Source organism: Leptolyngbya sp. AN10, assembly GCF_050565645.1.
Classification (GTDB): domain Bacteria; phylum Cyanobacteriota; class Cyanobacteriia; order Leptolyngbyales; family Leptolyngbyaceae; genus Leptolyngbya.
On sequence record NZ_JBNXVP010000019.1, the window covers coordinates 27,747 to 54,145 of the forward strand.

General features: G+C 46.1%; 24 protein-coding genes. 13 read left to right on the forward strand and 11 right to left on the reverse strand.

The genetic code is table 11. From position 1 onward, the window contains the following. Positions 1 to 16: 16 nt before the first annotated feature. Positions 17 to 2,860, reverse strand: a complete 2,844-nt coding sequence (locus ACQ4M5_RS24495; protein ID WP_430678320.1) for a pentapeptide repeat-containing protein — start codon at positions 2,858 to 2,860, stop codon at positions 17 to 19. Between the two features lie 96 nt (positions 2,861 to 2,956). Between ACQ4M5_RS24495 and ACQ4M5_RS24500 the strand changes: the two genes are divergently transcribed. Beyond that, the gene (locus tag ACQ4M5_RS24500; protein ID WP_430678321.1) at positions 2,957 to 3,604 is read left to right on the forward strand and encodes a Uma2 family endonuclease; all 648 of its coding nucleotides are present in this window, start codon (positions 2,957 to 2,959) and stop codon (positions 3,602 to 3,604) included. Here ACQ4M5_RS24500 and malQ read toward each other — a convergent pair. Further along, entirely contained in the window at positions 3,592 to 5,103 is a 1,512-nt protein-coding gene (malQ, locus tag ACQ4M5_RS24505; RefSeq protein WP_430678322.1) for a 4-alpha-glucanotransferase, read from the reverse strand. The two genes, ACQ4M5_RS24500 and malQ, sit on opposite strands and share 13 nt — an antisense overlap. 104 nt (positions 5,104 to 5,207) lie before the next feature. Between malQ and ACQ4M5_RS24510 the strand changes: the two genes are divergently transcribed. The 10 genes from ACQ4M5_RS24510 (at position 5,208) to ACQ4M5_RS24555 (ending at position 14,734) form a co-directional block, all read left to right on the forward strand. Beyond that, the gene (locus ACQ4M5_RS24510) at positions 5,208 to 5,639 is read left to right on the forward strand and encodes an NUDIX domain-containing protein (protein WP_430678323.1); all 432 of its coding nucleotides are present in this window, start codon (positions 5,208 to 5,210) and stop codon (positions 5,637 to 5,639) included. Continuing rightward, positions 5,636 to 6,034 (forward strand): RidA family protein, encoded by a 399-nt coding sequence (locus tag ACQ4M5_RS24515; RefSeq protein ID WP_430678324.1) that lies wholly within the window; start codon positions 5,636 to 5,638, stop codon positions 6,032 to 6,034. The genes ACQ4M5_RS24510 and ACQ4M5_RS24515 overlap by 4 nt, the downstream gene beginning before the upstream one ends. A 368-nt stretch (positions 6,035 to 6,402) precedes the next feature. Next, on the forward strand, positions 6,403 to 6,672 hold the full coding sequence (locus tag ACQ4M5_RS24520; protein ID WP_430678325.1) for a CTB family bacteriocin: 270 nt from the start codon (positions 6,403 to 6,405) through the stop codon (positions 6,670 to 6,672). 55 nt (positions 6,673 to 6,727) lie between these two features. Next, positions 6,728 to 6,997, forward strand: coding sequence for a CTB family bacteriocin (locus tag ACQ4M5_RS24525; RefSeq protein WP_430678327.1), 270 nt, complete (start codon positions 6,728 to 6,730; stop codon positions 6,995 to 6,997). Between the two features lie 80 nt (positions 6,998 to 7,077). After that, positions 7,078 to 8,364, forward strand: a complete 1,287-nt coding sequence (locus ACQ4M5_RS24530) for an HlyD family efflux transporter periplasmic adaptor subunit (RefSeq protein WP_430678328.1) — start codon at positions 7,078 to 7,080, stop codon at positions 8,362 to 8,364. Between the two features lie 5 nt (positions 8,365 to 8,369). Then, positions 8,370 to 10,529, forward strand: coding sequence for a peptidase domain-containing ABC transporter (locus ACQ4M5_RS24535; RefSeq protein WP_430678329.1), 2,160 nt, complete (start codon positions 8,370 to 8,372; stop codon positions 10,527 to 10,529). 11 nt (positions 10,530 to 10,540) lie between these two features. After that, positions 10,541 to 10,819, forward strand: coding sequence for a hypothetical protein (locus ACQ4M5_RS24540; RefSeq protein ID WP_430678330.1), 279 nt, complete (start codon positions 10,541 to 10,543; stop codon positions 10,817 to 10,819). Between the two features lie 5 nt (positions 10,820 to 10,824). Continuing rightward, positions 10,825 to 11,757 carry a hypothetical protein gene (locus ACQ4M5_RS24545; protein ID WP_430678331.1) on the forward strand — a complete coding sequence of 311 codons (933 nt, stop codon included), beginning with the start codon at positions 10,825 to 10,827 and terminating at the stop codon, positions 11,755 to 11,757. After that, a complete protein-coding gene (locus ACQ4M5_RS24550; protein WP_430678332.1) occupies positions 11,757 to 13,436 on the forward strand; it encodes a WD40 repeat domain-containing protein in 1,680 nt (559 codons plus the stop codon). The genes ACQ4M5_RS24545 and ACQ4M5_RS24550 overlap by 1 nt, the downstream gene beginning before the upstream one ends. A gap of 41 nt (positions 13,437 to 13,477) precedes the next feature. After that, entirely contained in the window at positions 13,478 to 14,734 is a 1,257-nt protein-coding gene (locus tag ACQ4M5_RS24555) for a methylglyoxal synthase (protein ID WP_430678333.1), read from the forward strand. Between the two features lie 216 nt (positions 14,735 to 14,950). Here ACQ4M5_RS24555 and ACQ4M5_RS24560 read toward each other — a convergent pair whose 3' ends face one another. Continuing rightward, positions 14,951 to 16,267: a hypothetical protein gene (locus tag ACQ4M5_RS24560; RefSeq protein ID WP_430678334.1), complete on the reverse strand. Its 1,317-nt coding sequence runs from the start codon at positions 16,265 to 16,267 to the stop codon at positions 14,951 to 14,953. Between the two features lie 70 nt (positions 16,268 to 16,337). Continuing rightward, positions 16,338 to 17,735 carry a Rieske 2Fe-2S domain-containing protein gene (locus ACQ4M5_RS24565; RefSeq protein ID WP_430678335.1) on the reverse strand — a complete coding sequence of 466 codons (1,398 nt, stop codon included), beginning with the start codon at positions 17,733 to 17,735 and terminating at the stop codon, positions 16,338 to 16,340. Positions 17,736 to 17,921: 186 nt separating this feature from the next. Between ACQ4M5_RS24565 and ACQ4M5_RS24570 the strand changes: the two genes are divergently transcribed. Continuing rightward, positions 17,922 to 18,893 carry a TIR domain-containing protein gene (locus ACQ4M5_RS24570; protein WP_430678336.1) on the forward strand — a complete coding sequence of 324 codons (972 nt, stop codon included), beginning with the start codon at positions 17,922 to 17,924 and terminating at the stop codon, positions 18,891 to 18,893. Positions 18,894 to 18,934: 41 nt separating this feature from the next. Here the strand turns inward: ACQ4M5_RS24570 and ACQ4M5_RS24575 are convergent, their stop codons facing one another. Both ACQ4M5_RS24575 and ACQ4M5_RS24580 read right to left on the reverse strand, forming a co-directional pair. Beyond that, complete coding sequence (locus tag ACQ4M5_RS24575) at positions 18,935 to 19,876, reverse strand: DUF4351 domain-containing protein (protein WP_430678337.1); 942 nt, start codon at positions 19,874 to 19,876, stop codon at positions 18,935 to 18,937. 28 nt (positions 19,877 to 19,904) lie between these two features. Further along, entirely contained in the window at positions 19,905 to 20,354 is a 450-nt protein-coding gene (locus tag ACQ4M5_RS24580) for an SRPBCC family protein (protein ID WP_430678338.1), read from the reverse strand. Positions 20,355 to 20,424: 70 nt separating this feature from the next. Here ACQ4M5_RS24580 and ACQ4M5_RS24585 point away from each other — a divergent pair, with 70 nt between their 5' ends. Beyond that, entirely contained in the window at positions 20,425 to 21,267 is an 843-nt protein-coding gene (locus ACQ4M5_RS24585) for a HEAT repeat domain-containing protein (protein WP_430678339.1), read from the forward strand. Between the two features lie 331 nt (positions 21,268 to 21,598). On the opposite strand, the gene ACQ4M5_RS24590 is transcribed toward ACQ4M5_RS24585, so the two are convergent. The 5 genes from ACQ4M5_RS24590 to ACQ4M5_RS24610 all read right to left on the reverse strand — a co-directional run bounded on the left by ACQ4M5_RS24590 (position 21,599) and on the right by ACQ4M5_RS24610 (position 26,364). Then, positions 21,599 to 22,885: an aminotransferase class I/II-fold pyridoxal phosphate-dependent enzyme gene (locus ACQ4M5_RS24590; RefSeq protein WP_430678340.1), complete on the reverse strand. Its 1,287-nt coding sequence runs from the start codon at positions 22,883 to 22,885 to the stop codon at positions 21,599 to 21,601. Positions 22,886 to 23,098: 213 nt separating this feature from the next. After that, a complete protein-coding gene (locus ACQ4M5_RS24595) occupies positions 23,099 to 23,986 on the reverse strand; it encodes a hypothetical protein (protein WP_430678341.1) in 888 nt (295 codons plus the stop codon). A gap of 292 nt (positions 23,987 to 24,278) precedes the next feature. Next, entirely contained in the window at positions 24,279 to 24,803 is a 525-nt protein-coding gene (locus ACQ4M5_RS24600; protein ID WP_430678342.1) for a hypothetical protein, read from the reverse strand. A 160-nt stretch (positions 24,804 to 24,963) separates the two neighbouring features. Continuing rightward, entirely contained in the window at positions 24,964 to 26,037 is a 1,074-nt protein-coding gene (locus ACQ4M5_RS24605; protein ID WP_430678442.1) for a Rieske 2Fe-2S domain-containing protein, read from the reverse strand. Positions 26,038 to 26,136: 99 nt separating this feature from the next. Next, a complete protein-coding gene (locus ACQ4M5_RS24610; RefSeq protein ID WP_430678443.1) occupies positions 26,137 to 26,364 on the reverse strand; it encodes an indolepyruvate ferredoxin oxidoreductase subunit alpha in 228 nt (75 codons plus the stop codon). Positions 26,365 to 26,399 lie beyond the last annotated feature (35 nt).

Below are 26,399 nucleotides of genomic sequence, written 5' to 3' on the forward strand. Positions count from 1 at the left end.
TCCCATTATCCGCGATTCACTCTAGACCTAACTGCTGTTTTAGAGCGATCGGAACATCGATCGCTGTCTCTAAACCTTTTACATTTTCCCACTTAGTGTATTTGTTCCAAACAATATTGCTAAGAATTGAATTTGTTAGATCTGCACTACTTAAGTTAACGCTGCTGAGATCTGCACCAATTAAACTTGCATTGATTAAGCTGGCATTGGAAAAATCTGAGTGGGAAAAACTACCCCGATCAAGCTTTGCATCATTTAACAGCGCAAATCTAAAATCACAAGAGCCACAAAATGCACGAAAGAAATTTGCATTCCTCAGATCAGCGTTACTGAAGTCTACTTCTTCAAAACCTAAGCCACAGAACTCTAAGCCAGATAAGTTGGAACACCTCAGAAATCTGCCTGCAACTGAAGAAAAGAAGCTTTGAAAATCTAGAGGACGGCGAAATGAGCAGTCACAGTAGTTGATGAGATCAAATAGAGTAGTTTCATCCAGGTCGCCTTCTTGTGATATGCCAGGATGAAAAGCAAATTCTGTCCCTACAAAAGTCTGGGCGTGGCGATTTAACTCTAATAAAAGAATCAATACATTTATTCCTGCATAAACATCAACTTGTTTTATTCCAAGCAGTTTTTCTTGATCTGGTATCTGTTCTCGCAACATCCGCATTTTTTCCTGCGGCAAGTTCTCTGGTGGGGCATCAATAAAATATCCTTCACGCCAAAGCTCATAGAACGTATTCAACCGCTCAAATAGTTCTACGGGCTTAAACTCATCGCCACTTCTAATCAGCAAAGCCATCAAAAATTCTACAATTTCCACACTCAGAACAGGCGAACCGAGTAAATCGTAAATCTCTCGGTAAAGTTGGTCATTTTTAACATAAAACGGATCGGGTTTCATACCGGGAGCAGTCCAACGCACAATCGCATCTCTCAACCGTTCCGCACACAAAAACTCACCAAAACTCTTATGTGTAAACTCAACCGAGCCACCCTTATCTCCCGATGCAGGCTTAATGTAAAACGCTGTTAACAGGCTATTCAGTGCTTTTGCCTCATCGGTTTCTGTGTTTTGTCTTGCCTTCTGAATCAATTTCGCGATCGCGTTATTCGCATCCTTCACACACCGCATCTCCAGCATTCTAATCGGTGCATACTCATTCCCCGCCTGCACCACACACAACGCCGCCTCAGTCAAAAACCGCCGTAACTCGTCTGGCTCCAATCCAGTCAGCCTAAAATTCTCATCTTCCCGCTGCTTATCCAGCACCCATTTCACCGCTTCATCATAAATCAGCACCTTCGCATCGATCTTGTTCTCGGTTTGCAGCATTCCCGCATTCAATCGCTGTTCCCGATGCAACCTTGCCAGCAAATACAGCAATAAAGGTTCTCGCGCCAAATCATTCTTGACTTCTTCTGGGCAGTTGTCGAGAAACTGAGAAAATCGATGCGTTTCCTCACTGCCAAACTGCTGCGCCCACTGAGCGATCCACCGCTGCCGAATCTCATCATTCATTGGCTGAATCGCCACCCGCGCTAAACTTTTCGTCTGAGTGATTAAGCGATCGATTCCCTGCAAAGAAAGCGGTCTTCCGGTAATCACAAATCGATGATGCGAATTGCGCTGAAAGTCTTCAATCTGTTGCAAAAACTCTTTCAGTCCTCCACTGGCGCGACCTTCGAGCAACAATTCATCAAAGCCATCGAGCAAAAACAAAAACCGAGTATTGCGATCGGTCAACCAACTCGAATCACTCGTGACAAAATCCCAAGTTTCCAAAGAGTTCTCTAGCGTCTGCGTGAGATTGCTCGCCAATCTTCTCAAATGTCGCAGCCGAATCACGATCGGCATAAAACTCGGATGCAGTTTTCGCCGCACTCGATCGCTAAACATTCGACAAAACACACTTTTTCCCCGTCCCGCTTCGCCTTGAATGAACAACACCCGATTTTGTTCTCGCGGATCTAACAATTGTTGCTCTACCCAAGTTTCTAAGTCGATCGGTTGTTCGTCGATCTCTTTCCCATCTTGATTGAGCAATTGCACTTTCAATCGAACATAGAGATCCTGAAAGGTTAGATGTTCTTCATCAAATACCTTTTCTTGCGGCTTCGATGCGATCTCTTTGGCTAAATAATCTTCTAAGCTCTGAGTCCGTTCTAAAACTGCTTGTCCACCTAATCGATAGAGTTCTGCTAAAGGTTTCAATTGATCGGCAGCCTTCGCAAGTTCTTCGCTCAAAATCCGAGGAACTGTTCGAGAAACGCGATCGCACAACAATGCCGCTTCGTTGATTGCAAGTCCCGCATCTTCTAACCGCGCTTGCAACGCCCGATTTAACTCGATTGCTAACTCCGATTCTTGAAAGCTGACGATCGCCCGTCTTGCTTCTCGATCGCTAATTTCCAAATCTGCCAGTCTATGCACTTGTTGAGCAACCGATTGTGAAACTTGCTTTTCTCCAATTCTTGAGAGAAGCTTCTCATCCGCTGCAATTTGCATCTTAAAGCTTTCTAAATAAGCTCCCTGAACGACCAATGCCATGCACTCTTCAAGCGTTGGATCTCTCTTCGTGGTCTCATAAACCAATTTCAGCAACGAAACCGCGATCGACGCAAACGGAATCACTTCTTTTGCCATCAATCCCAATGGCGAATTGAGCGCATCGAGCAACGAAGAAAACTGCCCCACATAAGGCTGCACCGTTTTAAGCAAATCTCCTGTCAGTGGCTTCTCTTGGATTGTTTTTGCCAATCCAAAAACGGCTTGTGCTGATGCAGTTGCCTGCTGAGTGAAATCAACCGCTTGCTGACTTGCGATAGTTGCCAGAACTGATCCAATCTTGGTCGCCATTGGAAATTTGCTCGATCGTCAACAAATTAAAGTTAACGCAGAAGAAGCGAGATTGACGTGAACTACAATAACGAGTAAAGCGATCGCGAACCTTGTATGAGCCAGTTAAAAACACCAGCACAAACTGATACCTGGATTCCCGCTACCTGGGATGAATTTGTCCAAGCCTCCAACGATCCTGACTCTGGACAGATCAAGGCTTACTATCACAACGGACAGATGAGGATTGAATCAATGGCAGCACTGGGAAACCCGCATTCACGCGATCATTTTATTCTGATTTTCGCGGTTTCCTTGTATGCAAGCTTGCGAGACATTGACATTGATGGGCATGACAATTGCACCTATCGCAAAACGGGTTATCTGGAAGTTCAGCCTGATACCTCTCTTTACATTGGTGCAAATGTGGATGCAATTCCTTGGGAAGCGAAGATTATTGATCTTGATCTCTATCCAGCACCGGATCTGGTGATTGAGGTGGCGGATTCGTCGCTGTCAGATGATAAAGGGGATAAGCGGTTGCTGTATGAAACTTTAGGAGTGCGAGAGTATTGGATTGTGGATGTGCAGAAGATGAGCGTATTGGCATTTGCGATCGCGAATCAAGGCTCCTACAAAATCACTCAATCTCAAGTCCTTGCAGGTCTAGAAATCTCTGTGTTAGAAGAAGCCTTTCGATTGAGTCGTGAAATGAATCACGGCAAAGTTAGCACTTGGTTGCTCAAACAGTTTCAATCGCGTTGATTTTTCTGTGGAGCACGTCCGAAGAGATGCGTGAAGCTTGCAAATCGATCGCGAATTTCATCACTCAACATCTCAGAGCGATAGCGCCAACCCCAGTTCCCTTCAGGTTTTCCGGGTGCGTTCATTCGTGCATCTGTCCCTAATCCCATCAAGTCTTGAAGCGGAACGATCGACAACACTGCAACAGAACTCATTGCAACTCGAATCAAGTCCCAATGGATACCATGCCGACTCACACAGCCCAGATAGTTTAATAGATTGTTGCGCTCATGGTCTGAAAGCGACTCGTACCAGCCGATCGTTGTATCGTTATCGTGAGTTCCAGTGTAAACCAGGCAGTTGCGCGGATAGTTAAACGGGAGATAAGGATTGCCCGGATCAGAGCCAAAAGCAAAGTGAATGATCTTCATTCCGGGAAACTCAAATTTATCTCTGAGTTCTTCGACTTCGGGAGTAATCACACCTAAGTCTTCAGCCAGAATTGGAAGCTTACCAAGCTTACGATCGAGCATTTCAAAAAACAATTCTCCCGGAGCTTCGACCCAGTTGCCATTGATCGCAGTCTCTTCACCTTGTGGTACTGCCCAGTAAGCTTGGAAGCCTCGGAAATGGTCAATCCGAATCCAATCTACCAAATCCAACATTGCTTCAAAGCGTTGTATCCACCACTTGAAATCAGTCTTTTGGAGATAGTCCCAATCATAGATAGGATTGCCCCAAAGCTGACCCGTTGCACTAAAGTAATCCGGTGGAACTCCTGCCATTAGTTCGGGATGTCCGGTTTCAGGATCAAGCTTAAAGTTCTGTGAGTTCGCCCACACATCAGCACTATCATGCGCGACATAGATTGGAATGTCCCCAATGATTTGAACACCATTGTCGTTTGCATGTTGTTTTAGCTTCAACCATTGGCGAAAGAACTGATATTGCAGGAATTTTTGATAGTTAATCTTATCTTGTAGGCGAACATGGGCTTGCTCGATCGCACTCGGTTTGAACTGCATCAATTCCGGTTCCCACTCGTACCAGCTTTTCCCACCGTTTTCGTCTTTCAATGCCATGAACAGCGCATAGTCTTCGAGCCAGAATGCTTTCTCAGTGCAAAACTCAGCAAACTTTCGCTGCTCAGAAGCTTGATGTTTGAATGCTTCATACGCTTTTCGCCACAGTGGAGCTTTCGTGGCATAAACGCGATCGTAGTCCACACCATTCAGCCAAAAATCGGGCAGATTGTAGAAATCAGAGTCTTCCAGTAAACCGCGATCGCGCAATTCTTCTAAGCTAATTAACAATGGATTCCCTGCCATCGAAGAATACGACGCATACGGGGAATTTCCGTAGCCTGTTGGACCTAGAGGTAAAACTTGCCAATACTGCTGACCACTTTGCACCAAAAACTCAATAAACCGATGCGCCTCGGCTCCGAGTTCACCAATCCCAAACTGACCGGGAAAAGAGGTAGGATGCAGCAAAACGCCGCTCGATCGCTTCAAAGACATAGAATTAAACACGAGGAAAAGGCACTTTGAACTGTAACACAAGACCCAAAGCCCAATCTCTGTCGAAAGAAGAATCAAGAATAGTTCTGAAAACGTAATTTTCTATGGCTTATCGCAATCCCGCTCCCACCGTTGACATCATCATCGAACTGATCGATCGACCCAATCGCCCGATCGTGTTAATCGAACGCTTGAACCCGCCCCACGGTTGGGCAATTCCCGGCGGCTTCATCGATTACGGCAACTCAGCAGAAAAGACCGCACACCTTGAAGCACAGGAAGAAACTGGACTCGAAATCGAACTGGTAGATTTGCTCGGCGTATATTCTGATCCCAATCGAGACGAGCGCAAACACACGATGAGTGTGGTTTATGTTGCCACGGCAAAAGGGGAACCAAAAGCGGGCGACGATGCGAAAAACGTCCGCGTGATCCACACTTGGGAGATTCCTGAGAATTTATGTTTTGATCACGATCGCGTTTTGCACGATTATTTACAGTACAGAAATTATGGAATGCGACCCAAGCCCCTATGAACAAACCAGTGAAACAAGTGATTCGGACTGATGCGGCTCCTGCTCCAGTGGGACCTTACAATCAAGCGATCGTGGCTCAAGGTTTAGTCTTTGTTGCGGGACAGATTTCGCTTGATCCGGCAACAGGTGAGATTGTTGGGGCAGGCGATGTTGTGGCTCAAACGGAACGAGCATTGACCAGCATGAAAGCGATTTTGGCAGCGGCTGGATCATCAATGTCGAATGTGGTGAAGACGACTGTGTTTTTGAAAGATATCAATGATTTTGCGGCGATGAATGCGGTTTATGCGAAGTACTTTGAGGAAGAGACTGCGCCTGCTCGGATTTGTGTGGAGGTGGCACGATTGCCGAAGGATTTGTTAGTTGAGATTGATTGTATTGCGACGGTGGAATGAGTATCTGCAAATTTTTGGGTCGATGATAGTCTATCGCTGCGATTTAGTCCGCCCGGTGCTAAACCACCGGGCTAATGGGAGAAAGGAGGCTGAAGCCCCCTAAAACTGAGGTTTCAGCCCACTTCAGTGGGGTTCCCTCGATTAGCCCGGTGGTTTAACACCGGGCGAGACAGCGGGTAAACAAACACCCCATCATTCGCAATCCCAGTGAAATCGTTCTCGTACCTCTCTTCTTTAGTTCCTGCTCAAAAATTGAACAAAAACTGAACATTGATTGAACTGGCAGGTGAACAATCCCATCGGACAAACTATGCACAGTTGGAAAAACAAACCAACGCAAACACACAAAACCAATGAGGAAGATCATTATGAACCGTGTAGCTGTGCAATCCGAATTGTTCGTTGAACTGTCTGATGAACAACAAGAAATCGTCTCTGGTGGAATCAGCCTGAAAGATTTGATCAGCACGGACTTCAACTTTAAGAACGAATCGCTTGGATTCAAAGCGGATGCTCAATCGGGTCCGGGTGGCAGCACCGTCAGCCAAATCGTCACGGCTGAGAAAAGCGCGATCGACACCAGCGCTCTCAAAGACTTTCAATTGAACTTCGATCCGAAGGGCTTGATCGTCTACTAAATCGGCACAGTTGGAAAAACAACGCAAACACACAAAACAAATGAGGAAAATGATTATGAACCGTGTAGCTGTACAGTCTGAATTGTTCGTTGAACTGTCTGATGAACAACAAGAAGTCGTCTCTGGTGGAATCAGTCTGAAGGATTTGATCAGCACGAGCTTTAACTTCAACAATGAATCGCTTGGATTCAAAGCGGATGCTCAATCGGGTCCGGGTGGTAGCGCCGTGAGCCAACTCGTGACCGCCGAGAAAAACGCGATCGACACCAGCGCTCTCAAAGACTTTCAGTTGAACTTCGATCCGAAGGGCTTGATCGTCTCTTAAGTTGGTTTGATCGACGCATCGTGAAGATCTCCGATCGCAGCCTATCGGAGATCTTTCCTTAATACACTCAGGAGCCTGACATGGAAGAAACCCCCATTCAAGTTCCAACCCTCAGCCAGAACGAGTTTCTACCGCGTCTTAGTCCTTGGGCGATCGTAGGTGGTGGTGTGATGCTGACGGTGTTTGGAGCAGCAATTTTGTTGTCTACAGTGCTGAAGTATAACGTGACCGTGAAAGCACCTGGGACGGTGCGACCTGCGGGAGATTTGCGACTGGTGCAATCTGCGATCGAGGGAACGGTGAAAGAGATCACTGTGAAGGAGAATCAGAAAGTGAAAGCGGGTGACATTGTTGCTCGGATGGATGATTCTCGTTTGATGACCACGAAAAGCCAGCTTGAAGGCGATTTACGACAGGGAAGATTGCAATTGAATCAGGTGAACGCTCAGATTCAAGCACTTGATAGTCAGATTGCAGCCGAATCGAATGTGGTCGATCGCAGTGTTCAAGCGGCAGAAGCTCAATTGAGAAGCCAACAAAGAGTGTTCCAGGATCAGCAAGCAACTGCGACATCGAATGTAGAAGAAGCGAGAGCCGCACTGAATTTGGCACAGGATGAACTGAGACGATTTCGACAGTTAGCAGCAGAGGGGGCAGTTCCAGCACTGACCTTGAAGGAAAAAGAAGCAGCGGTTCAAGTGGCACAAGCGAAAGTCGATCGAGCGAGTACCGCTTTGAATCCAACCGATGCTGAGATTGCAAGAGCGCAGGAAGAAATTGCTCAAACTCAAGCACGAGGCGCTTCAACACTCGCAACATTGAGACAGCAGCGAGAGCAGCTATTGCAAAATCGGATTGAACTTCAGCGACAACTCGATCGTACTTCAAAGGAATTGCAGCAGGTTGAACGCAGCTTTGATCAAAGTGTGGTTCGCGCACCGATTTCGGGAACTGTTCTGCAATTGAACTTACGAAATGCGGATCAAGTGGTGCGATCGGGAGAAGCGATCGCGTTTATTGCACCTCAAAATGCTCCGTTCGTTCTGAAAGGTCAAATCGCGGCACAGGACATCGATAAAGTGAAACCGGGGCAAACCATTCAAATGCGCGTTTCAGCTTGTCCGTTTCCCGATTATGGAACCTTGAACGGTGTGATCAAAACGGTTGCTCCAGATGCTCGACCTGCATCAGAGAATGCACCCGCGACCTATGAGATCACAATGGAGCCTGCTCAATCGTTTGTCGGAGATGAACGGCGGCAGTGTCCATTACAAGCAGGCATGGAAGGAACAGTTGATGTGATTTCACGCCAAGAAACAGTAGTGCAATTTTTGCTGAGAAAGACGCGATTGATCTCAAATCTCTAAACACTATGGTGGCTGCAATCAAACAAGGATATGTCTGTGTTGCTCAACTGAGTGAAGAAGACTGTGGAGCGGCTTGCCTCGCTTCAATTAGCAAACATTACGGACGAGTCATCAGTATTGCACGATGTCGAGAAGCCGTTGGAACGGGACAACTCGGAACTACGCTGTTAGGACTGAGACGCGGATTTGAAACATTAGGATTCAAAACGCGATCGGTAAAAGTTTCAGAACAAGTTCTCGATCGATTAAATGAACTACCCTTGCCTGGTGTGATTCATTGGCAGGGTTATCACTGGGTGGTGTTCTACGGCAAACGGGGACGAAAGTTCGTGATTGCTGATCCGGCTTTGGGATTGCGCTATGTCGATCGACAAGAACTGATGTCGGCTTGGAATGGCATTATGTTGCTGTTAGAGCTTGACACAGAGACTTTTTCGCAGACGAAACCGGATGAAAAGAGCGGGTTTGGGCGATTTTTTGCGCGGATTCTGCCTTATCGATCGCTGATACTCAGTGCATTGCTCATCAACGTCGTGTTGGGAGTACTTTCGTTAGCAAGTCCGTTCTTGATTCAAATTCTTACAGACGATGTTTTAGTTAGACAAGATGCTCAACTGCTAACGGTCGTTGTTGTGAGTGTGATTGTTCTAAGTTTATTTAGTGGAAGTTTACAGCTATTACAATCGACTTTAATTGCTCACTTTAGTCAACGATTGCAGCTAGGATTCGTACTAGAATTCGGGTATAAGATTCTTCGGTTGCCGTTGAGCTACTACGAAACTCGTCGAAGTGGGGAGATTATCAGTCGATTACGCGATATCAATGAGATTAATCAATTGCTGTCTCAAGTCGTCGTGGCTTTACCTAGTCAGTTTTTTATCGCGCTGATTTCACTCGCTTTTATGTTGTTTTATAGCTGGAAGCTAACGAGCGCAGTGATTGTGATTGGACTTCTGATGACGGTTTCTGTAGTTCCATTTCTTCCCACTTTGCAGAAAGCAACTCGCAATCTCTTAGTCCTGTCTTCTGAGAATCAAGGCGTGCTAGTTGAAACCTTTAAGGGCGCTTTGGTGATGAAATCGACGAATGCTGCTCCTCAGTTTTGGGAAGAGTTGCAAAGTCGATTCGGACGATTAGCTAATCTCAGCTTTAGTACGACTCAGATTGGAATTCTAACCAGCACCTTTACTCAGCAAGTCAGCAAAATTGGAAGTGTTTTACTGTTGGGATTGGGGAGCTATCTAGTCATTAATAAAGAACTGAGTATTGGTCAATTGTTAGCGTTTAATGGACTGCAAGGCAATGTTCTTGCATTTATGAGTGCGATTCTGGGATTGGTGGATGAATACTATCGATCGCAAACCGCAGTTAGTCGCGTCTCTGAGGTAATTGATGCGACTCCAGAAGTTCACAACCAGACACAGAAACCGTTTGCTCATCTTTCTAGTGAGGCGGATGTTATCTGTCATCGATTGAATTTCCATCATGCAGGACGAGTCGATTTGATGGAAGACTTCTCTCTGAGCTTGCCAGGTGGAAATGCGATCGCATTAATCGGTACTTCCGGCTGCGGAAAAAGCACTCTAGCTAAATTAATCGCAGGATTGTACGAACCCAATTCTGGCAACATTCGAGTTGGGTACTACAACTTACAAGATCTCTCACTCGATTGTTTACGCCAACAAGTGGTTTATGTCCCCCAAGATGCTCATTTCTGGAGTCGAACGATCGTTGAAAACTTCCGTTTAGGAACGCCTTACATTTCATTTGAACAGATTGTTAAAGCTTGTCAAATTGCTGGAGCCGATGACTTTATTAGCCAGCTACCAAACCAATATCAAACCGTACTGGGTGAGTTTGGTGCGAATCTTTCTGGAGGACAACGGCAACGACTCGCGATCGCTCGCGGAATTGTGACTGATCCGCCTGTATTAATCCTGGACGAATCGACAGCAGGGCTTGATCCGGTGAGTGAAGCTCAAGTCCTCGATCGCTTACTCAAATCGAGACGAGGCAAAACGACCATCATGATTACGCACCGTCCAAGTGTGATTGAGCGATCGGATTGGGTGGTATTGCTCGATCGAGGTCAAGTGATAATTCAGGGATCTCCGAACGAGTTAAAAGCGCAGTCTGGTGAACATTTGAAGTTTTTATCGTACTAGGAATCAAAACAATGTCTGAACCCATTCACGAACTCTCAGCAGAACAAGAAGAAACGGTTACAGGTGGATTTAGAAGACAGCCAGGAGGCTTTTCTCAACAACCTGGATTCTTCTTTCAGGACACCGCGATCGATACATTCGGTGAAGGTCAAACAAGCCTTGACACTGGAGCAGGGAAACTTAACTCCTTCTCGCGAACCGGATATCGACTTCGACAAACAACGTTTGCATTCTTTGGTGATTTTAGTGACTTGTCTCAATTGTTCAGTTTCTTTCGTCGCTTTTTCTAATCATTATGGTTGCTAAAACTTTCAATCTGCTCAGCATCGGTGAACGTGGGGTTGGTAAAACAGTCTTCTTGGCTGGAAGTTATACGGAATTGCAGGGAGAGTATTCTTCTGAACATCCGAAAGCGGCTTGGTTTGAATGTCAAGATCAAGAAGTTCGATCGAACATTGAAAAAATTCTGTTCCATGTTCAAAACACAGGGCTGTATCCACCTGCAACGATCAAAATTACGAACTTTAACTTTGATTTGAAGTATCAAGGCTGGTGGGGAGTAAAAACCCGCTGTAAGTTCCGCTGGTGGGACATTCCGGGCGAATCATGTCACATTCGTAACCCTGATTTTCAAGAGCTTGTGCTGAAATCACAGGGTTGCTGTGTGTTTATTAGCGCTCCTGGATTACTTCACGATCCAGACTACGCCCAAACTCTAGCAGACTTATTTGATCAAGTTGTAGCGATCGCATCTCTCGTTCAACAACAACGATTAAACTATTCCTTCGCGCTAGTTCTCACAAAGTGCGATTTGCTCGAATCTGGAACAGTTACACAGCTTCAAATCGAGCAGAATCTACAGCCACTAATCACTCGACTCGATGCACTTAAAGCCAGCTACCAAAGATTCTATTCCGCGATTCCAGTCGTCTCAATGCAAGGCACTTCGACTTTAAATGCACGAGGAGCCGCAGACCCGTTACTTTGGTTACTTGCACAGTTAAACAAACACCATCATTTTCAACCCAACCACAATCTAGCAACAGGTTTAGCTCAAACCGCACTGACACAACAGATGTTCCCATCGAATCTCCGTAAGTCAGTCGCTTTACTTGCGATCGCAAGTATTAGCATTTTGGGAATTGCGATCGCGTTGTTATTTTCGCTGGGATTGTTTACGATAACTCCAGATCAAGTGCCCGTTAATGAACAAAAAATACATTTCTAATGTCTCTTCTTTTAGGTCAACTGGTCTATACCAGCTTTGCGAAAGTTGGATTTAGAGCACTCAGCAGTGCTGCGATTTCGCCTGAGATTCAGCAGGCATTCATTGATCAGATTGTTCATCAACATTGGGATGCCTATAACCCGCCTGAATCGAGCTATCGGGCTGTTTACTTGTATCGAATTTCTGAAAATCAAACGCTGTTCGGTTGGCTCTACAACGATGGAGCCGATGATTTAGGACGAAATCACATTCCGTATTTTGTCTGCTACTACTACGCAGGAGAACTACAGCCAGAGCATTTGGATGTCATTTTCACCTGTTTAGCCAGAGGAGCAGCAACTTATGTCGATCGACAAGTCCTTCCAGAGCAAATCGAAAGCGTAGTGATTGCCAATTACGAAACCTACGAGTCTGCCCAAATGGGGGTTTCGATTCCCCAAGAACTACGAGATCAAACCCGTCGATCGCTCAATCAAAACAAGCTATTTAAACTATTTGTCTCAGGTACGTTTGCAACCTCGATCGATTCTTACCTCGAAGAACTTTCGCTCAAAGTGATAGCAAATACTTCCGGTGGTCGGGGAACTCAAGTCAGCGTATTAGAGCCAGCAACTTACGAACAGATTTTGCTATCTAAAGCAAAACTACTTGCACCTCCGAAACAAGCTGCTCCGATTAAGTTAGGACTGGCACTGAGTTTGTTTTTGCTGTTAAGTGCGGCGGCTGGCGGAGCTTTTATCTCTCGAAATGTTCCGAAACAGACAGAGCAACAACCTACAGTCACTCAGCCTGTTGCAACCGAGCAGCCTGTTGCTCGATCGAATCCTTTCAACGTATCCAAAACGCTGAATTCTTCCGCTGCTTGGTCGGTGCTTCTAGATGGACAAACTATCATTAGTACTACTGAGGATTGTTCGATTAAATTTTGGAATGCAGATACTGGAACCGTTACGAATACGATATCGTATGCCCACTACGATACAATTCGATCGCTGACAATAACGCCTGATCGGATTCTAGTGAGTGGAAGTGCCGATCGATCAATCAAGCTTTGGAATCTGCAAAACAATCAACCAATTCAAACCCTCGATCACGGTAGTCCAGTTTGGTCTGTCGCAACCAACAAAGATACACTCTTTAGTGTTGGCGAAGATGGCAATCTAAAACTTTGGTCACTGTCAAAGCGAACCTTGTTCAAGGCGATTCCTGCTCATGACGGTCGAATCTTCTCGGTTGTCGTTAGTCCTGATGGGAAAACGATCGCAACGGGAGGACTCGATCGCACCATCAAACTCTGGAATGCTCAAACTGGGGACTTGATCAGAACCATTACCGGACACAAAGATGCGATTCGCGCTCTAGCATTCAGTCCCGATGGGCAAACATTGGTGAGTGGAAGTTGGGATAAAACGATCAAGCAATGGAACTGGCAAACAGGTGAACTGATTCAGACGCTTGAAGGACATACTTCGCGAGTCGTTGCGATCGCATTTACTCCAGATGGTCAGAGATTAATCAGTGGCAGTGTTGATAACACGGTCAAGCTCTGGTCGCTTCAAGATCGAAAAGAGCTTCAAACCTTAAGCAGTCACAAAGACTGGGTGTTAGCAGTTGCAACTGATGGCGATCGTATTGTGAGTGGTAGTAAAGATCAAACCGTTCGGATTTGGAAGAACTAAGTTTCCTATAATTCAGAGTGTGGATTCTAAGGACTGCTCTGATGCCGAATACGATCGCGTTTATTGCTCACAACACTCGTAAAGATGAAATGGTGCGGTTTGTTTCAGCCCATCAGCCTACATTCGCACGCTATCATCTCATCGGCACAGCCAGAACCGCAGAACAAATTCAAACCGCAACCGGATTATCGATCGAGCAACGACTTGCCCATTCCCTCGGCGGAACCGTTCAGATTGCAGGTGAGGTTGCAAGCGGTAACATTCTCGCCGTGATTGTTTTACTTGATCCAGATGCCGAAACTGAGCCGAATTTTCTCGCACTCTTTCGGCTCTGTAACTTGTACAATGTTGCGATCGCGACGAATCTATCCACCGCAGAAGCGATCGTCACTCGACTCGCAAAAACTCGCGTTGCTCACTTAATTTTCAATCCCGTTGCTGGACAAAGAGATGCGAATCAAGACCTAGCTCTGATTCAAGAACTCTTAGATCCGCATTTAAGCTTACACATTCATCACACGACACCAGACATACAACCCGAAGAACTCGTTAAAGCTGCTCTCTCGAATAATGCTGATCTCGTGATTGCTTCTGGCGGAGATGGAACTGTTTCTGCGGTCGCAGGGGCATTGATTGGAACAGGAATTCCACTTGGTATTATTCCTAGAGGAACTGCGAATGCGTTTGCAATGGCACTCGGCATTCCAGGATTGTTACCTGTTCGGAATGCGTGTCAAGTGATTTTAGCTGAACAAACTCGAAAGATTGATGCGGCTTACTGTGATGGCATTCCGATGATTCTATTAACAGGAATTGGTTACGAAGCGAATGTGGTTGAAACTGCCGATCGAGCCTTAAAAAAACAATGGGGAACATTGGCTTATTTGATGGCAGGTTGGCGCGTGATGGATCAACAACAGCCGTTTCAAATTGAGATCGAAGCAGAAGGGAAGACTTATGAATTTGAAGCGCGAGCAATGACGATCGCGAATGCGGCTCCACCGACTTCAATTTTGGCTCAGGGTGCAGGAGAAGTTTTGGTCGATGATGGATTGTTAGATGTGACGATCGCGACCGCAGAAAACAAAGTTCAAGCCGTAACAACAATGCTAAGACTGTTGGGAGCGGCGATTACACGAACTGAACTGAATCAAGAAAATGTGATTCATGGTCGCACTCGACGGCTGAAAGTGAGTACGAATCCGGCTCAAAAAGTCGTGGTAGATGGTGAAGTTGTGGGCACAACCCCGATCGAGGTCGAATGTATTCCAGATGGTTTAACAGTGTTTGTGCCTTAAGCATTTTGTAGGAAGTTTGAAACGCATACAGAGGCTTCTCGCTGCGTTCGATTTCGCCCCGGAATGAATTCGGGGCTATCAGGCGAAAGTCCTTTGAAAAGGACTGAAGACGTGAGTTTTGTCGGCTGGTAGTCCCTTCAGTGGACTTCGTTCAATTAGCCCCGAATTCATTCCGGGGCGGGTGGATGCAATGAACGACACGCTTCAAACATCCTCTCAACTCGCTAACCTTTCTCGTTGCCAAAGAATCTCTGCAACTCGCGAAATTCCTGTTTTTAAGTAACGTCGATAGGTACTAAATGGTAAATCTAAACATTCCGCTGCTTGTTCCTGCGTTGGTGCTGGATTCAAATAAGTTCGATGTAAGGTTCGATAAAGCTTCTCATCACGAGGAGACATTTGTAAAAGTTCAGCCGCTTCTTGTAAACGCGATCGCAAAACTTCAATTCGAGTATCAGGAGTTGTCGATTGTTCAATCACTAAGCGCGATCGCAATAATGGATTCTGATGCAATACATCCGGGCGAACAAAGTGACGAAACGCATCCCAAACCGCTTGATTAAATTCGGTTTGGCTCAAAGCAATTGAAGCTTCCTGATCCGGTTCTGAAGGAGTGCGATAGTTCTGAACTCGTTGATGAAACCGACTCCACAAATCATAGTTTCGCCAACGTAAATCGGAAACAATCGCTTCTCGTGCAACGGGATTGAGAACTAATCCAAAGCGTTCTGATTGCACAAACGAAAGTCCCCGTAACCATTCAAATAGTTCATGAACATCATCTTGCTGTAATAGTTCAGATAACAATGTTTCCGTGGTTGAATCTGCGATCGCACAAGCTCCCAAAGCAATTCGATGTGTAGAACTCGGAACCTCTTCTAAAAATGTTTCTAGCAAAATTTGAGTCACACTAAAAGTTGCATTTGAGATCAGACCTGCATCCTGAATATAGAGATCTGCCATCAGTGATAAAGCTAATGGATGCCCGGATGTAAAGTTAAGAATTTCTGGTAGAGGCGGAATTGATCGTTTTTTAAGATAAAGCTGACTATCTTCAACACTTAGATTTTGAAGCGCGATCGCATAAAACAAAGCTTGCCATCCTGGATCAGTTCGCCAAGCAGAATTCGGAGCCGTTCGACTGGATAGAACAATCAATGTCTGCTCTGGTAACTGAGGCAGAAATTCTTCTCGTAGCCAAGTTTCGATCGGTAACAATCGCTCGTAACTATCAATGAATAAAACTTGTCGAGCCGAACCAATTGGGTGATAAGCCCTCAGAAAAGCTTGGGGTGTAGGTTCAAGCGTTCTCCCATCGATATAGGTTGTCGGAATGTTCAGAGTTCGACAGATTTGAGCAAATTGCCGAACTAACATGGTTTTGCCAATACCACCCATTCCTGAGAGATGCAGCACAGAAAAAGGCAGAGTGCGGGACGCGATCGCGGCTTGAAACAATCCACATTCGGATTCACGCCCCACAAAGTTTTGGTGTCTGACAGCATTGAGCCGTTCGACTAAACGCAAGGTCATACTTTTTACGCCTCCAGGTTAAATCGATCCGTCATCGTGTTTGGATTACGAATCCCCGCAAGCATCGGATTCACTTCTCTGGTAAATTTCTTGCGGGTGTTCGATCTCCTGTATGAAATTTACGCTCAAAGTGATGCAGGATAAGCCACATGGAGCCTGAGATTAAAGGCACAATCGCAGCCAGAATCGCAATGCTCAAAGACGACGGTTGAAAGACGATCGAGATCAATGGCAAAGTTGCCCAAGTCAGAATTCCGAGAATTGCGATCGCAAATTTAAGCTTCTGAATTCGAGCTAACGCGGTTCGACAACTCGAACAATGAATCGTGTGGGAAGAATATCGATCAAGCAATTCATCGATCGATCGTAGGGGCGGCAATGCTTCCCCCGGAAAAGGTTCAGCGTCAAACTCATTCACCCATTTCCGCAAGCCCGAAACAAACGAATCTGCACGAGTTGGCAAGTAGAACGCTTTGGCAAAATTCGGACTACCGCCCTTTTGATCTAAGTAACGTTCTTGATAGTGCAGAAAGATCTGATCATCTTCTAGAACTGTATTGTTACTTAAATGCGAGTACCAACGAGGTGTAAGTTTAATAAAAAAGCTTGGTAGCTTCGATGCAAACTTGAACGGGAATCGAGCAAATACGCGACATTCACCTTTTCTAATCGGTGTCGCATAGACGACCGTCATCGTTCTTCCAAACTGCTTTGAGGTCAGATCATGCCACATCAATCCGGGAGCAATAAAGCGACTGTGTTGTGATCCTAATGTCCCTTTGCGCGGACCTTCTTGCCAAAATCCTGTAAAGCCTTGTTTTCCAGATTCCAGAACTTCTAACTCAACCGGAGAAGCATTCGATCGATTTCCCACCGATTTATGATGTGTAAACGGGACATGACTCGCATCCAAAACATTTTCTAACAGAGTCAACGCATCATAAGGCAAATCGCGAAACGTATTCAAACAAACCCATTCATCGGGCGATTCTTCCATCGGTTCAATAATTGGAATCTTCACCTGCTCAGGATTTTGCTTTCCTGGATAGACAAAGAGTAATCCTTGCCGTTCTGCGGTAGCGTAAGAGCTTACACAAGCGCGTTTCGATTCATTTGCGCTCAATCCTTCGGGTTGTTGTGGAATACGATCGCATTTCCCATCTCCTTCAAATGCCCACCCATGATACGGACATTCAAGCAGTCCATCTTCTGCGATTCTGCCTTCTGAGAGCGGCGCTAACCGATGCGGGCACTGATCTTCAAAGGCTCTCCAACTCTGAGCCTTCCCATCCCACCAAATGACCAAATCTTGCCCTAATAGTGTGAACTTCGTGGGCTTGGTTTTGTCTAAATCCTGAACATAGTGAACGGGATACCAAGCTTCTTTCCAATCAAATCGAGTCGGATCGGTTCCACCTGCGGGAAGTTCAATCGTTTCAGTCAATACAGGACGTTGATCGATCAGCATGAGATAGCCCTTGAAGAGTCTCTTTACATTTCTTCATTATAGATTGGCAAGTTTCAATCGATTCACGCTGTCGTTTAGATTGCGAGCGAGCGTTAGTGCAAGGTGAAATTAGGTTTTGATTACGTAACGCTTCCGTAACAGGTTTTTCTTTATTAAACTAAAGTATAAATTTTGGCGCAGAGGGATATGACTGAAGCGGCGATCAGGGTCTTCTTTTCCTACTCACATCAGGATGAAGAGTTCAAAGACGAACTGGTAAAACATTTGAGTATTTTGCAGCGCCAAGGTGTCATATCGGGCTGGCACGATCGGATGCTCGCGCCGGGATATGAATGGAATCGAGAGATTGATGAGCAATTGAAAAAAGCGGATATCGTTTTGTTGATGGTGAGTTCTGATTTCCTCGCATCGGACTATTGCTGGGATGTGGAAATGCAGAAAGCGTTAAAGCGGCACGAGGAAGGAGAGGCTTGCGTCATTCCAATTCTGTTGCGACAGGTGGACTGGGAGAATGCGCCATTTGCAAAACTACAAGCCTTACCAAAGAACGCAAAGCCAATTAAAAGTTGGTCGGATCAGGATGAAGCCTTCAAAGATGTAGCTAAAGGAATACGAATGGCAGTAAGCATTATCCGAGAACGACAGAGAGAACCGCAAAAATCACAAATACATACAGCTAACAATCATCTCAACGAAGCGCAGTTTGAGAATGCAAGTTTGAAAAAAGAGCGCTCATTTAAGGTCGCACTCGCGATAAAAGTGATTCTGGGCATAATACTCTCGATTGGTCTTACGCTTTCTTTGAGTCAGAGTTGGCGAAACACCCCTGATGTTAGGTCTTCCACGCCATCTGAACCGTCGGCTTCAAGTCCAAGAATAGACCCTCAAACAGAACTACAATCTAAAACATTCTTCAACGAAGCTGTGAAGAAGCAGGAACAAGGAGATACTACTGGCGCGATCGCAGATTATGACCAAGCGATCAAACTCAACCCTGAGTTTGCAAAAGCTTACTATTTCCGAGGCGAACTACTTAGACATCTAGGCAATAATCAAGGCGCGATCGACAATTTTCAGAAAGCCGCAGAGCTATACATGAAGCAGGGTAATTATCAGGGCTATCAAGATGTTACGGAACTGCTTAAAGGGCTGCGGTAGATAACATGAGATCGTTATCTTGAAAGCATTTCCTGTTAGCCCTACTGCTCGTTCAGCCAATCGGTGAGGTCGTCGATCGACGTGAAGTTTAGAAGTGCGATCGCTAATCTTCCCATTTGATCGAGTGTGAGCGTAGAAATTCGATCGACGACTTCGTTTGGCAAAGTTCCAATCTTCTGTTCAAGCAGGAGAAAAATCAGCGATCGACGCTCTGCGTTTTGTACTTCCTGTCGCACTTCCTGTTCAACTCTCTGTCGCACTTCCTGTTCAGCCTTGCGCTGGAGTCGGGCTTCAGCTTCTTGCTCCCAAAGTAAAAATGCTTCAGACAGTGCCATTATTGTCTCCTGCTCAGTGCTATCAATGATTTCACCTAAATCAATTCTAACCTTCCAACTAACCAGCAATCGTAAAATATTGCTGCGTCTCGGATGGTCTACAGGTAAAGCGAGAACTTCCCGAATTGCCCGCTCCTGTGTTCGATCGCGTCCTAAAATTCTTAGCCACAAAGTTTCTTCAGTCTCAGGAAGTTGATCGATCGCAACGATCGCAGTTTTCAAAATCCCAGACATGAAATAAACCCCAGGCATCCAATCCGCTTTAATTTTGCCTTCTGCCTCTTCCAGCAAAGGTCTAGAAGTAGTCGCTGCGAGAATCCAAAGTTGAGGAATTTCGTTGTCTGGTAATTCTTCACACTGTGCTTTGCGGCGTTCGTCTTCCTGTACCCAAACCAGTTTCATCACTGAAACCCTTACCTCAGTTCGAGTCGGGACATTTCGATAAGGTTCGAGCAGACAAGGTTGCTGCACCATCCGCCCCAAAAGACCTAAATCAGTCGCTTGAACTGCATCAGGATTTGGAACAAACCAAACATCGACAAATTTAGCCTCGCCTGGGATTTCGTATTGTCGCTGAACAGTGCCGATGGGAGCTAGAAACTCTTCTAAATACTGCTTGGACAATTGATCAAATGGATTTTGCGCCATGAAAATATTTGCAGAAGTCAAGCGTGAATTATACGGCTTGGTCAGACTTCACTGCATATTCTCGAAATCGATCGAGGTCTGCCCGAATATTCGATTGCACAAATCGATCGACCATTCCGTTATTCATCATCTGCGCCAACAGTTCAGGAACCGAGTATGCGATCGTCATTTTGACAATGCTGCCTTCAGATCCGCGATCGTAAAATCGAATGGCTCCCCGATTGGGTAATCCACTAATCGATTCCCATTGAATGATCTGATTTGGAACGATTTTAGTCAAACGCGATTGCCAACTAAATTGCAATCCAACCGCGTTCAGTGTCCAGCGCGAGAGTTCTGGCTGTTCTTCAGATACTTTCACCGAAGAAATCCAGTTCATCCAATTCGGCATTTGTTCAAGATCCGACCAAAACCCCCAGACTTTCTCGATCGAGGCTTCGACTTCAACTTGCGCCGTATGTTCTAACCATTGAGACATTTAAACAAATCCAGCAACTTTGCCTACTTAAGACAAAATGATAAAGCTGAATTGCATGGAAGTTAGGGTTATGGTTCAAAGTTTGATGGCGATCGCTGCATTTGTAGCAGTGGTTGGTGGAATTATTTTCGGAGTGTCGCGGTATGAAAAATCCAACACCAAGGAAGATTCGATCGAACGCCTGATCCCAACACCACCCCAAGAACCTGCGATCGCAGAAATACCTGTAGCAGCAATTGATGAAACCTCAGAGATTTCAATCACAGAACCTGAATTAACAAAGAAAATCGAGGCGATTCTAAATCCGCAGGCTGAAGAGTCAGAAGCGATCGACGAAACGCCAGAACCCAGAGAAGAACCCGCAGAAGTGATTCTGCCACCCGCGATTCAAGATCCAAAGCAAGTCACAGAAGAAGAACCGAGAGCGCAAACGATCGCGTTTACAATTCCGCCCACGATTCAAGATCCGAAGCGTCCCAACGATGGCGCGATCGAAGATTTAACCCAGGATATTCTCGTTTGGGGACAATCAAAAGATTTGAAGCACGTCTCGAAATTGATGCAGTACACGACTCATGCTGATCCAATGGTGCGGGGAAATGTTGCGATCGCACTCGGTCAAATCGCTCGGCAAAATTCAGGACGCAGTGAAGTTGAGCGATCGATTCCAGTCCTCGGAAAGTTAACGCAGGATTCGGATCTCAAGGTTCGACAGTATGCGGTTCAAGCATTAGGAGAGATTCGATCGGAGAAAGTTTTACCGTATTTGCAAAAGGCATTGCAGAGTCCATCGGGTAGTGTGATGAAAGCGGCAAATGGAGCAATTCAGAATTTGAAATTGCAATATGGAAAAACGCCAGCAATGCAAATTGCACAGCAAATGTTGAAAAAGGCTGAGAAAACCTCTGTATAAAAAAATGCTTTGAAAGTTGGCGTTCATTGCCGAAACCGCTTTAATCTCAAAGTTACTCTTAGAGGGTGTTTGAAAAGCATAAAAAGCGGCTTTGCTGCGTTGCCAGTCCGCCCGGAAATGAATCTCCGGGCTAATGGAGGAAACCCCGCTGAAGCGGGCTGGGAGCGTAATTCGGAGTTCTTAGCCCAGTTTAGTGGGCTTCCCCCGATCAGCCCGGAGATTCATTTCCGGGCGGGTGAATGCGATCAACGATTACTGCTCAAACACCCTCTTAGCAAAAAGCCCATCGGAAAATAGAACCTCCGGTGGGCTTTGTTTTATCCATACAAAATTAAGCGCTAATCGTTGCTGCTTCCTCTTTGTACATCAGTTCACGCACCTTCACCATTCCCGCCACAAGACAATCCATCTCTTCACGAGTATGCAATGCGTTCACCGTGATCCGAATCCGAGGCTTGGCAATAAACCAAATCGGAGACACCCAAATCCCCAATTCCATTAGCTCACGTGCAAACACCTTGGGATTCATATCAGTTGGAAGCAAGACTGGAACGACATTCGTTTCCCCGATCGCTTCAAATCCCTGAGCGGCTAACCGCGATCGCAGATATCGTGTACTTTCCTGCAACCGTGACACCAATTCTGGATGCTCTTGCACAGTACGAAAACTCTGTAACGCCGCAGCCGTTAGAGGGGGAGCGAGTGAACAAGTTCCGATCGAGGTTGGCGAACAGTTCAGTAACGGCTTCAATTCCGCCACATGAGTACTAATTGCCGCTCCTACCGATGCACCAAATTTTGCAAACGTTGAAAGAATCAAAGGATTAATTCCTCGATCGATGGCATCTTGCGGCTTCAATCCGAAATGCTCGTAAATGCCTCGTCCCGTCGCACCCAACGCACCTGTCGCATGGGCTTCATCCATGACCAACGTGCTATCCGGATAGTTCGACAAAATCTCGATCATCTCAGGCAGCGGTGCAATATCGCCATCCATTGAGAACACCGCATCAGAAACAACCATGACACGATCGCCCGGTCGCACATAGCGCTTCAGCTTCCGCGCCAAATCTTCCGTATTGCAGTGACGATACGCCTTCACGCGAACTCTGGGACTATAGCCGAAAAGTTTTCCCGATCGAGTTCCTGCATGAGCCAGTGCCGACACAATACAACCGTGATTTAGCACATCGGTCATAATCAACGTTTCGCGGGTATGGTCAAATCCTGGAACCGGAATCGCCAAATGGCAAAACGCATCCATCAACGCCTGCATGCCCATCCAAGCATTGAGAAACAGTTGGGTATGGGGTAAATGCTTAAAATTCGATACTTCGTCCTCAAGCTGGCGATGCAGGTCAATCCGACCACTCAAAACCGAGGTCGAACTATTCGAGGTTCCGTACTGGAAAATGGCATCGATCGCGGCTTGTTTCACCGATTCGTTTTGGGTCAAGCCCAGCACATCATTTGTACAAAAAGTAAGAACAGTGCGCCGATGTCCCGTTTCTGCCTCCTCAATTTCCACCATGTTCCCCTGGCGTTGATGGCAGAGATACTCATCCGGGTCGAGTTCACTTTCATACCAACGCCGCACGTATTCCTTAACAACTTGCACAGTTTACTCCTCTCACCTGCTTGACGTTCGCGATTTTGCTTCTGACTCAACAGTATATTTGCCGATGATGAATTTCGCGCAACAGAGCGCAATTTCCGATCGACAAGTCTCGAAAAAAGACGTGATAACAGCTTATCAGGACTCTTTCAAATCGAAAAAAAAGAGCGATCGCACCCTGAAGCACGATCGCCTTTTTCTGAGAGTTTAACCCTCTTAGATTTCTGCGACTGCCCGCTCTACAAGACGACGAGCCAGGGTTTGCGTTCCCGTGTGAGTGTAGTACTTGACTGCGACATCCAGGAATGCGCCCACGTAATCGAGCTTGTCAGCGGAAACATCGACGACTCCGCGAACTCGATCGAGTAACGTTTGCTGAGTCAAATTCCGCGAAGAGACGAAATCTCCCATCCAGCCTTTGACCGAATCAAAGCTCTGTCCGATAAAGTTCAACTGTCCAGCCGAATCGCCTCCCGGAATTAACGGTTTGACGCTCTTAAACGATTGGTTTTTCTCCAATTCCTGCGGAGTCGTTTGGCTAATCGTGGACAAGCCTTTCTGAATGAAATCGCCACCAAGCGGGATTAAACCGTCGAAGCTAACTAAAGCTGCCATCCGCATTAAAGATTCGCCGCCGTAGTCGCCCAAAGCCCCAAGAAAGTCTCCGATACTGTCTCCAGGAATGCCGTTAATTTGACAAAAGGCGACAAGTTCCACAACGAGCTTGACACAGAGATCTAAACTTTGCAGTTTTTCCGGTTTTGGAGTCAGATTGCTCAAGAATCCGAGAAATGAGATGTCTTGTCCGACTTTGTTGGCGAGAGCGGCAGTTCCAAGGGCACTCGCAGCATTATCCACGGTTTGATAAAGCCACATAGCGCGTTGATAGCCTTGAGATTCGTCGTTGTAGAGAAAAACGGCGCGTTCTCCGATCGCTTGAATCAAACTTTCATCGGTTTCACCAGTCACAGTACGAATCGTGTTGGTAAATCCGGTGAGATTTTGCCACTGTCCAGGAACGAGAAAATCAAGCGTGTTCAGGGCTTTAACTGTAGTACCACCCGTAGGAAGTTCGTCTACCAGTTCAAAAATGGGTTTACTCATGAAAAATCCTCTTATGAAGCGTTCAAATTCGGCAGTTAGGACTGAGAGAAATTGTCGATCGTAGATTCAGCGTTCTCTCACCAAAACTGCTCGATGTACACAAATGGTTTTGAGTTCGGATGGCTTGGGGGTCGCCCCCTAAATCCCCCATTCTGGGGGACTTTGAAATTTGGAAAATCACCTGGAGGCAAGAGAATCTCTTTCTACTCAAAGTCCCCCAATTTTGGGGGATTTAGGGGGCACGATCCGCCCCAAACGAAGCGCGAATCCCTCATGCCCAACCGTCACCGATCTACCCTTTAAGCTGTGACAATCCCTTGAGATCAAACCTAGAAAGCCACTGCTCCCGGTCTTCCTTGGTAAAAGACGGATCTCGCGACAGCACTTTCACCTGATACTTCCCAACCAAAACTCCGGTCTGTGTATTGCCCATTGTCATGGCTGGAAACCCGTTGATCTTCTCAGTCGTGTTCTGATATTTCGCTGCTGCGGCTGGCAAACTCGACGTATCCGAAATCGACAACATCGCGAGATCTTTGCCGTTCTGCTTTAATTTCGCTTCGGCAAACCCTTTTTTCTCTTGAGTGAAAACGCGCTCATATCCGGTTCCAGCTTTCGGGAAGTACTTGTTAAACTGGCTGCCCTGAGTTGCATCTTTCGCAACTGCAACGACTCCAGGTTTGTTACTTTCCTTCTGAGCTTCTGCGAAACGAGAGGGTTCTTGCTGCTGACAGCCAGAGATAAAGAGCGCGATCGCTAACATGACGGCAACCACCGCTCGCCGCCAACTTGGTAAGGTCAATGCTTGGTGTCTCATAGGTGTACTGAAAATAAATCTTCTCGATCGAGATGTACGATGACATCTGATCGGCAACAACTGACTTAAGTTAGAAATTGCGAAATTCAGATGTCCCGTTTGTCACTGTAATTCGATTTTTCTCGGATCGCTCCGGTTTGCAATGAAAAAAGAAAATTCGTTACTGACGGATCATTTCAGACCGTTGAAGGGATTGCTGATATCGATCGAACTGTTTCACAATCAATCGCTGCACTGCAATAATCGCTGGATTGACTTCAACATATCGCCGCGATGGGTTTTTCAAATAGTTCTCTTGTTCGCTCTCGATCATTTCAATGTCTTGATGCAGGAACGGTAAGAATAACAAATGCAAGATCACAGGCTGCAACGGTCGGCGCACTAGATTGATTAACCAAACTGGAATCGGAAGCCGTAAAAATAACATCGCAAACGATCGACTTTCCGTTTCAGAAATCGGTAATCGCATCAAATATAAGGCAGATATGCCTTCCAGCTTATTAATGTAATTCGGATATTGATAGTCTACAGAGATCGTTTTGGTCGTGATCCCGCCCGATTCACTGAGTCCGATAAACTTCGTTAAAACGCCCTTATACGACACTTGATATTCTGCTTTTACCGAGTCTTCCGTTTCCCGCAGTTTCGTCAAAACCGGATCAAACCAGCCTTGTAGATTCTGGTGCAAATATCCGTGAAACACATCCATCGTGTTTTCGTTGCAAATCGAGAAATGAGCTTTGAATTTAGCTGCGATCGGAACCATAAAACACGTCGGATCATCATATTCAGGAATGTCGGGCACTGAAGCTAATTCTGCAAAATCTCGATCGCCTGGAAATAGCCAGATCAAGCCATATTTCTCTTGAACCGGATAGCTCTGAATCTTTGCACAGGGTAATTTCTGCCCTTCATTCCAGTAGGGAATTCCAACACATTCGCCTTGTCCGTTGAATTCCCAACCGTGATAGCCACACACGATCGCATCGCCTTGAACTTTGCCTTTATCCATCGCGACCCCTTTATGCGGGCAGACGTTTTCAACCGCTTGAACTTGATTTTGGGAATCGCGGTAGAGTGCAATTTGCTGACTCCAGATCCGAATGGGGAGAATTTTTCCCGGTTTCAGGTCGTGCGCCCATGCGACTGCATACCAGTGATTAGGATTAATTCCTACTTCGCGCACTCGATTTTGAATCGTTTGACCTTGTAGAGTAGTCGCCAATTCGAGCATCACTGCTTGTTCCTTTTTTGGAATACGTGTGACTCATACTAGCAACAAAAAAAAGGGCGCAAAGCAACCCTTTCAGAAACTATTAGATTTCAAAACCATTCACTTCGGTGTACTTTGCAAATCGGGACGCTCTTCAGGCACGATCGCACCTTCCACCGGACAGACTTGCAGACAAATGCCGCAATCAATACAGGTCGAAAAATCAATCCAGTACCAATCCGTTCCTTTCGTATTTTTTCCAGGACCTTCGTGAATGCAGGCGACCGGACACGCATCAACGCAATCCGCGACTCCTTCACAAGTATTTGTAACGATCGTATGAGACACAGCGTTCTTCTCTCTGAGCAACTCGACAGGTCGGA

What these genes read in the sequence shown, in the direction of transcription:
- ACQ4M5_RS24495 (WP_430678320.1), bottom strand. Translation starts at nt 2,860, where the DNA reads ATGGCGACCAAGATTGGATCAGTTCTGGCAACTATCGCAAGTCAGCAA.
- ACQ4M5_RS24575 (WP_430678337.1), bottom strand. Translation starts at nt 19,876, where the DNA reads ATGGCGCAAAATCCATTTGATCAATTGTCCAAGCAGTATTTAGAAGAG.
- ACQ4M5_RS24595 (WP_430678341.1), bottom strand. Translation starts at nt 23,986, where the DNA reads ATGAGTAAACCCATTTTTGAACTGGTAGACGAACTTCCTACGGGTGGT.
- malQ (WP_430678322.1), bottom strand. Translation starts at nt 5,103, where the DNA reads ATGTCTTTGAAGCGATCGAGCGGCGTTTTGCTGCATCCTACCTCTTTT.
- ACQ4M5_RS24600 (WP_430678342.1), bottom strand. Translation starts at nt 24,803, where the DNA reads ATGAGACACCAAGCATTGACCTTACCAAGTTGGCGGCGAGCGGTGGTT.
- ACQ4M5_RS24515 (WP_430678324.1), top strand. Translation starts at nt 5,636, where the DNA reads ATGAACAAACCAGTGAAACAAGTGATTCGGACTGATGCGGCTCCTGCT.
- ACQ4M5_RS24520 (WP_430678325.1), top strand. Translation starts at nt 6,403, where the DNA reads ATGAACCGTGTAGCTGTGCAATCCGAATTGTTCGTTGAACTGTCTGAT.
- ACQ4M5_RS24540 (WP_430678330.1), top strand. Translation starts at nt 10,541, where the DNA reads ATGTCTGAACCCATTCACGAACTCTCAGCAGAACAAGAAGAAACGGTT.
- ACQ4M5_RS24585 (WP_430678339.1), top strand. Translation starts at nt 20,425, where the DNA reads ATGGTTCAAAGTTTGATGGCGATCGCTGCATTTGTAGCAGTGGTTGGT.
- ACQ4M5_RS24500 (WP_430678321.1), top strand. Translation starts at nt 2,957, where the DNA reads ATGAGCCAGTTAAAAACACCAGCACAAACTGATACCTGGATTCCCGCT.
- ACQ4M5_RS24545 (WP_430678331.1), top strand. Translation starts at nt 10,825, where the DNA reads ATGGTTGCTAAAACTTTCAATCTGCTCAGCATCGGTGAACGTGGGGTT.
- ACQ4M5_RS24555 (WP_430678333.1), top strand. Translation starts at nt 13,478, where the DNA reads ATGCCGAATACGATCGCGTTTATTGCTCACAACACTCGTAAAGATGAA.
- ACQ4M5_RS24565 (WP_430678335.1), bottom strand. Translation starts at nt 17,735, where the DNA reads ATGCTGATCGATCAACGTCCTGTATTGACTGAAACGATTGAACTTCCC.
- ACQ4M5_RS24550 (WP_430678332.1), top strand. Translation starts at nt 11,757, where the DNA reads ATGTCTCTTCTTTTAGGTCAACTGGTCTATACCAGCTTTGCGAAAGTT.
- ACQ4M5_RS24510 (WP_430678323.1), top strand. Translation starts at nt 5,208, where the DNA reads ATGGCTTATCGCAATCCCGCTCCCACCGTTGACATCATCATCGAACTG.
- ACQ4M5_RS24525 (WP_430678327.1), top strand. Translation starts at nt 6,728, where the DNA reads ATGAACCGTGTAGCTGTACAGTCTGAATTGTTCGTTGAACTGTCTGAT.
- ACQ4M5_RS24560 (WP_430678334.1), bottom strand. Translation starts at nt 16,267, where the DNA reads ATGACCTTGCGTTTAGTCGAACGGCTCAATGCTGTCAGACACCAAAAC.
- ACQ4M5_RS24535 (WP_430678329.1), top strand. Translation starts at nt 8,370, where the DNA reads ATGGTGGCTGCAATCAAACAAGGATATGTCTGTGTTGCTCAACTGAGT.
- ACQ4M5_RS24605 (WP_430678442.1), bottom strand. Translation starts at nt 26,037, where the DNA reads ATGCTCGAATTGGCGACTACTCTACAAGGTCAAACGATTCAAAATCGA.
- ACQ4M5_RS24570 (WP_430678336.1), top strand. Translation starts at nt 17,922, where the DNA reads ATGACTGAAGCGGCGATCAGGGTCTTCTTTTCCTACTCACATCAGGAT.
- ACQ4M5_RS24580 (WP_430678338.1), bottom strand. Translation starts at nt 20,354, where the DNA reads ATGTCTCAATGGTTAGAACATACGGCGCAAGTTGAAGTCGAAGCCTCG.
- ACQ4M5_RS24530 (WP_430678328.1), top strand. Translation starts at nt 7,078, where the DNA reads ATGGAAGAAACCCCCATTCAAGTTCCAACCCTCAGCCAGAACGAGTTT.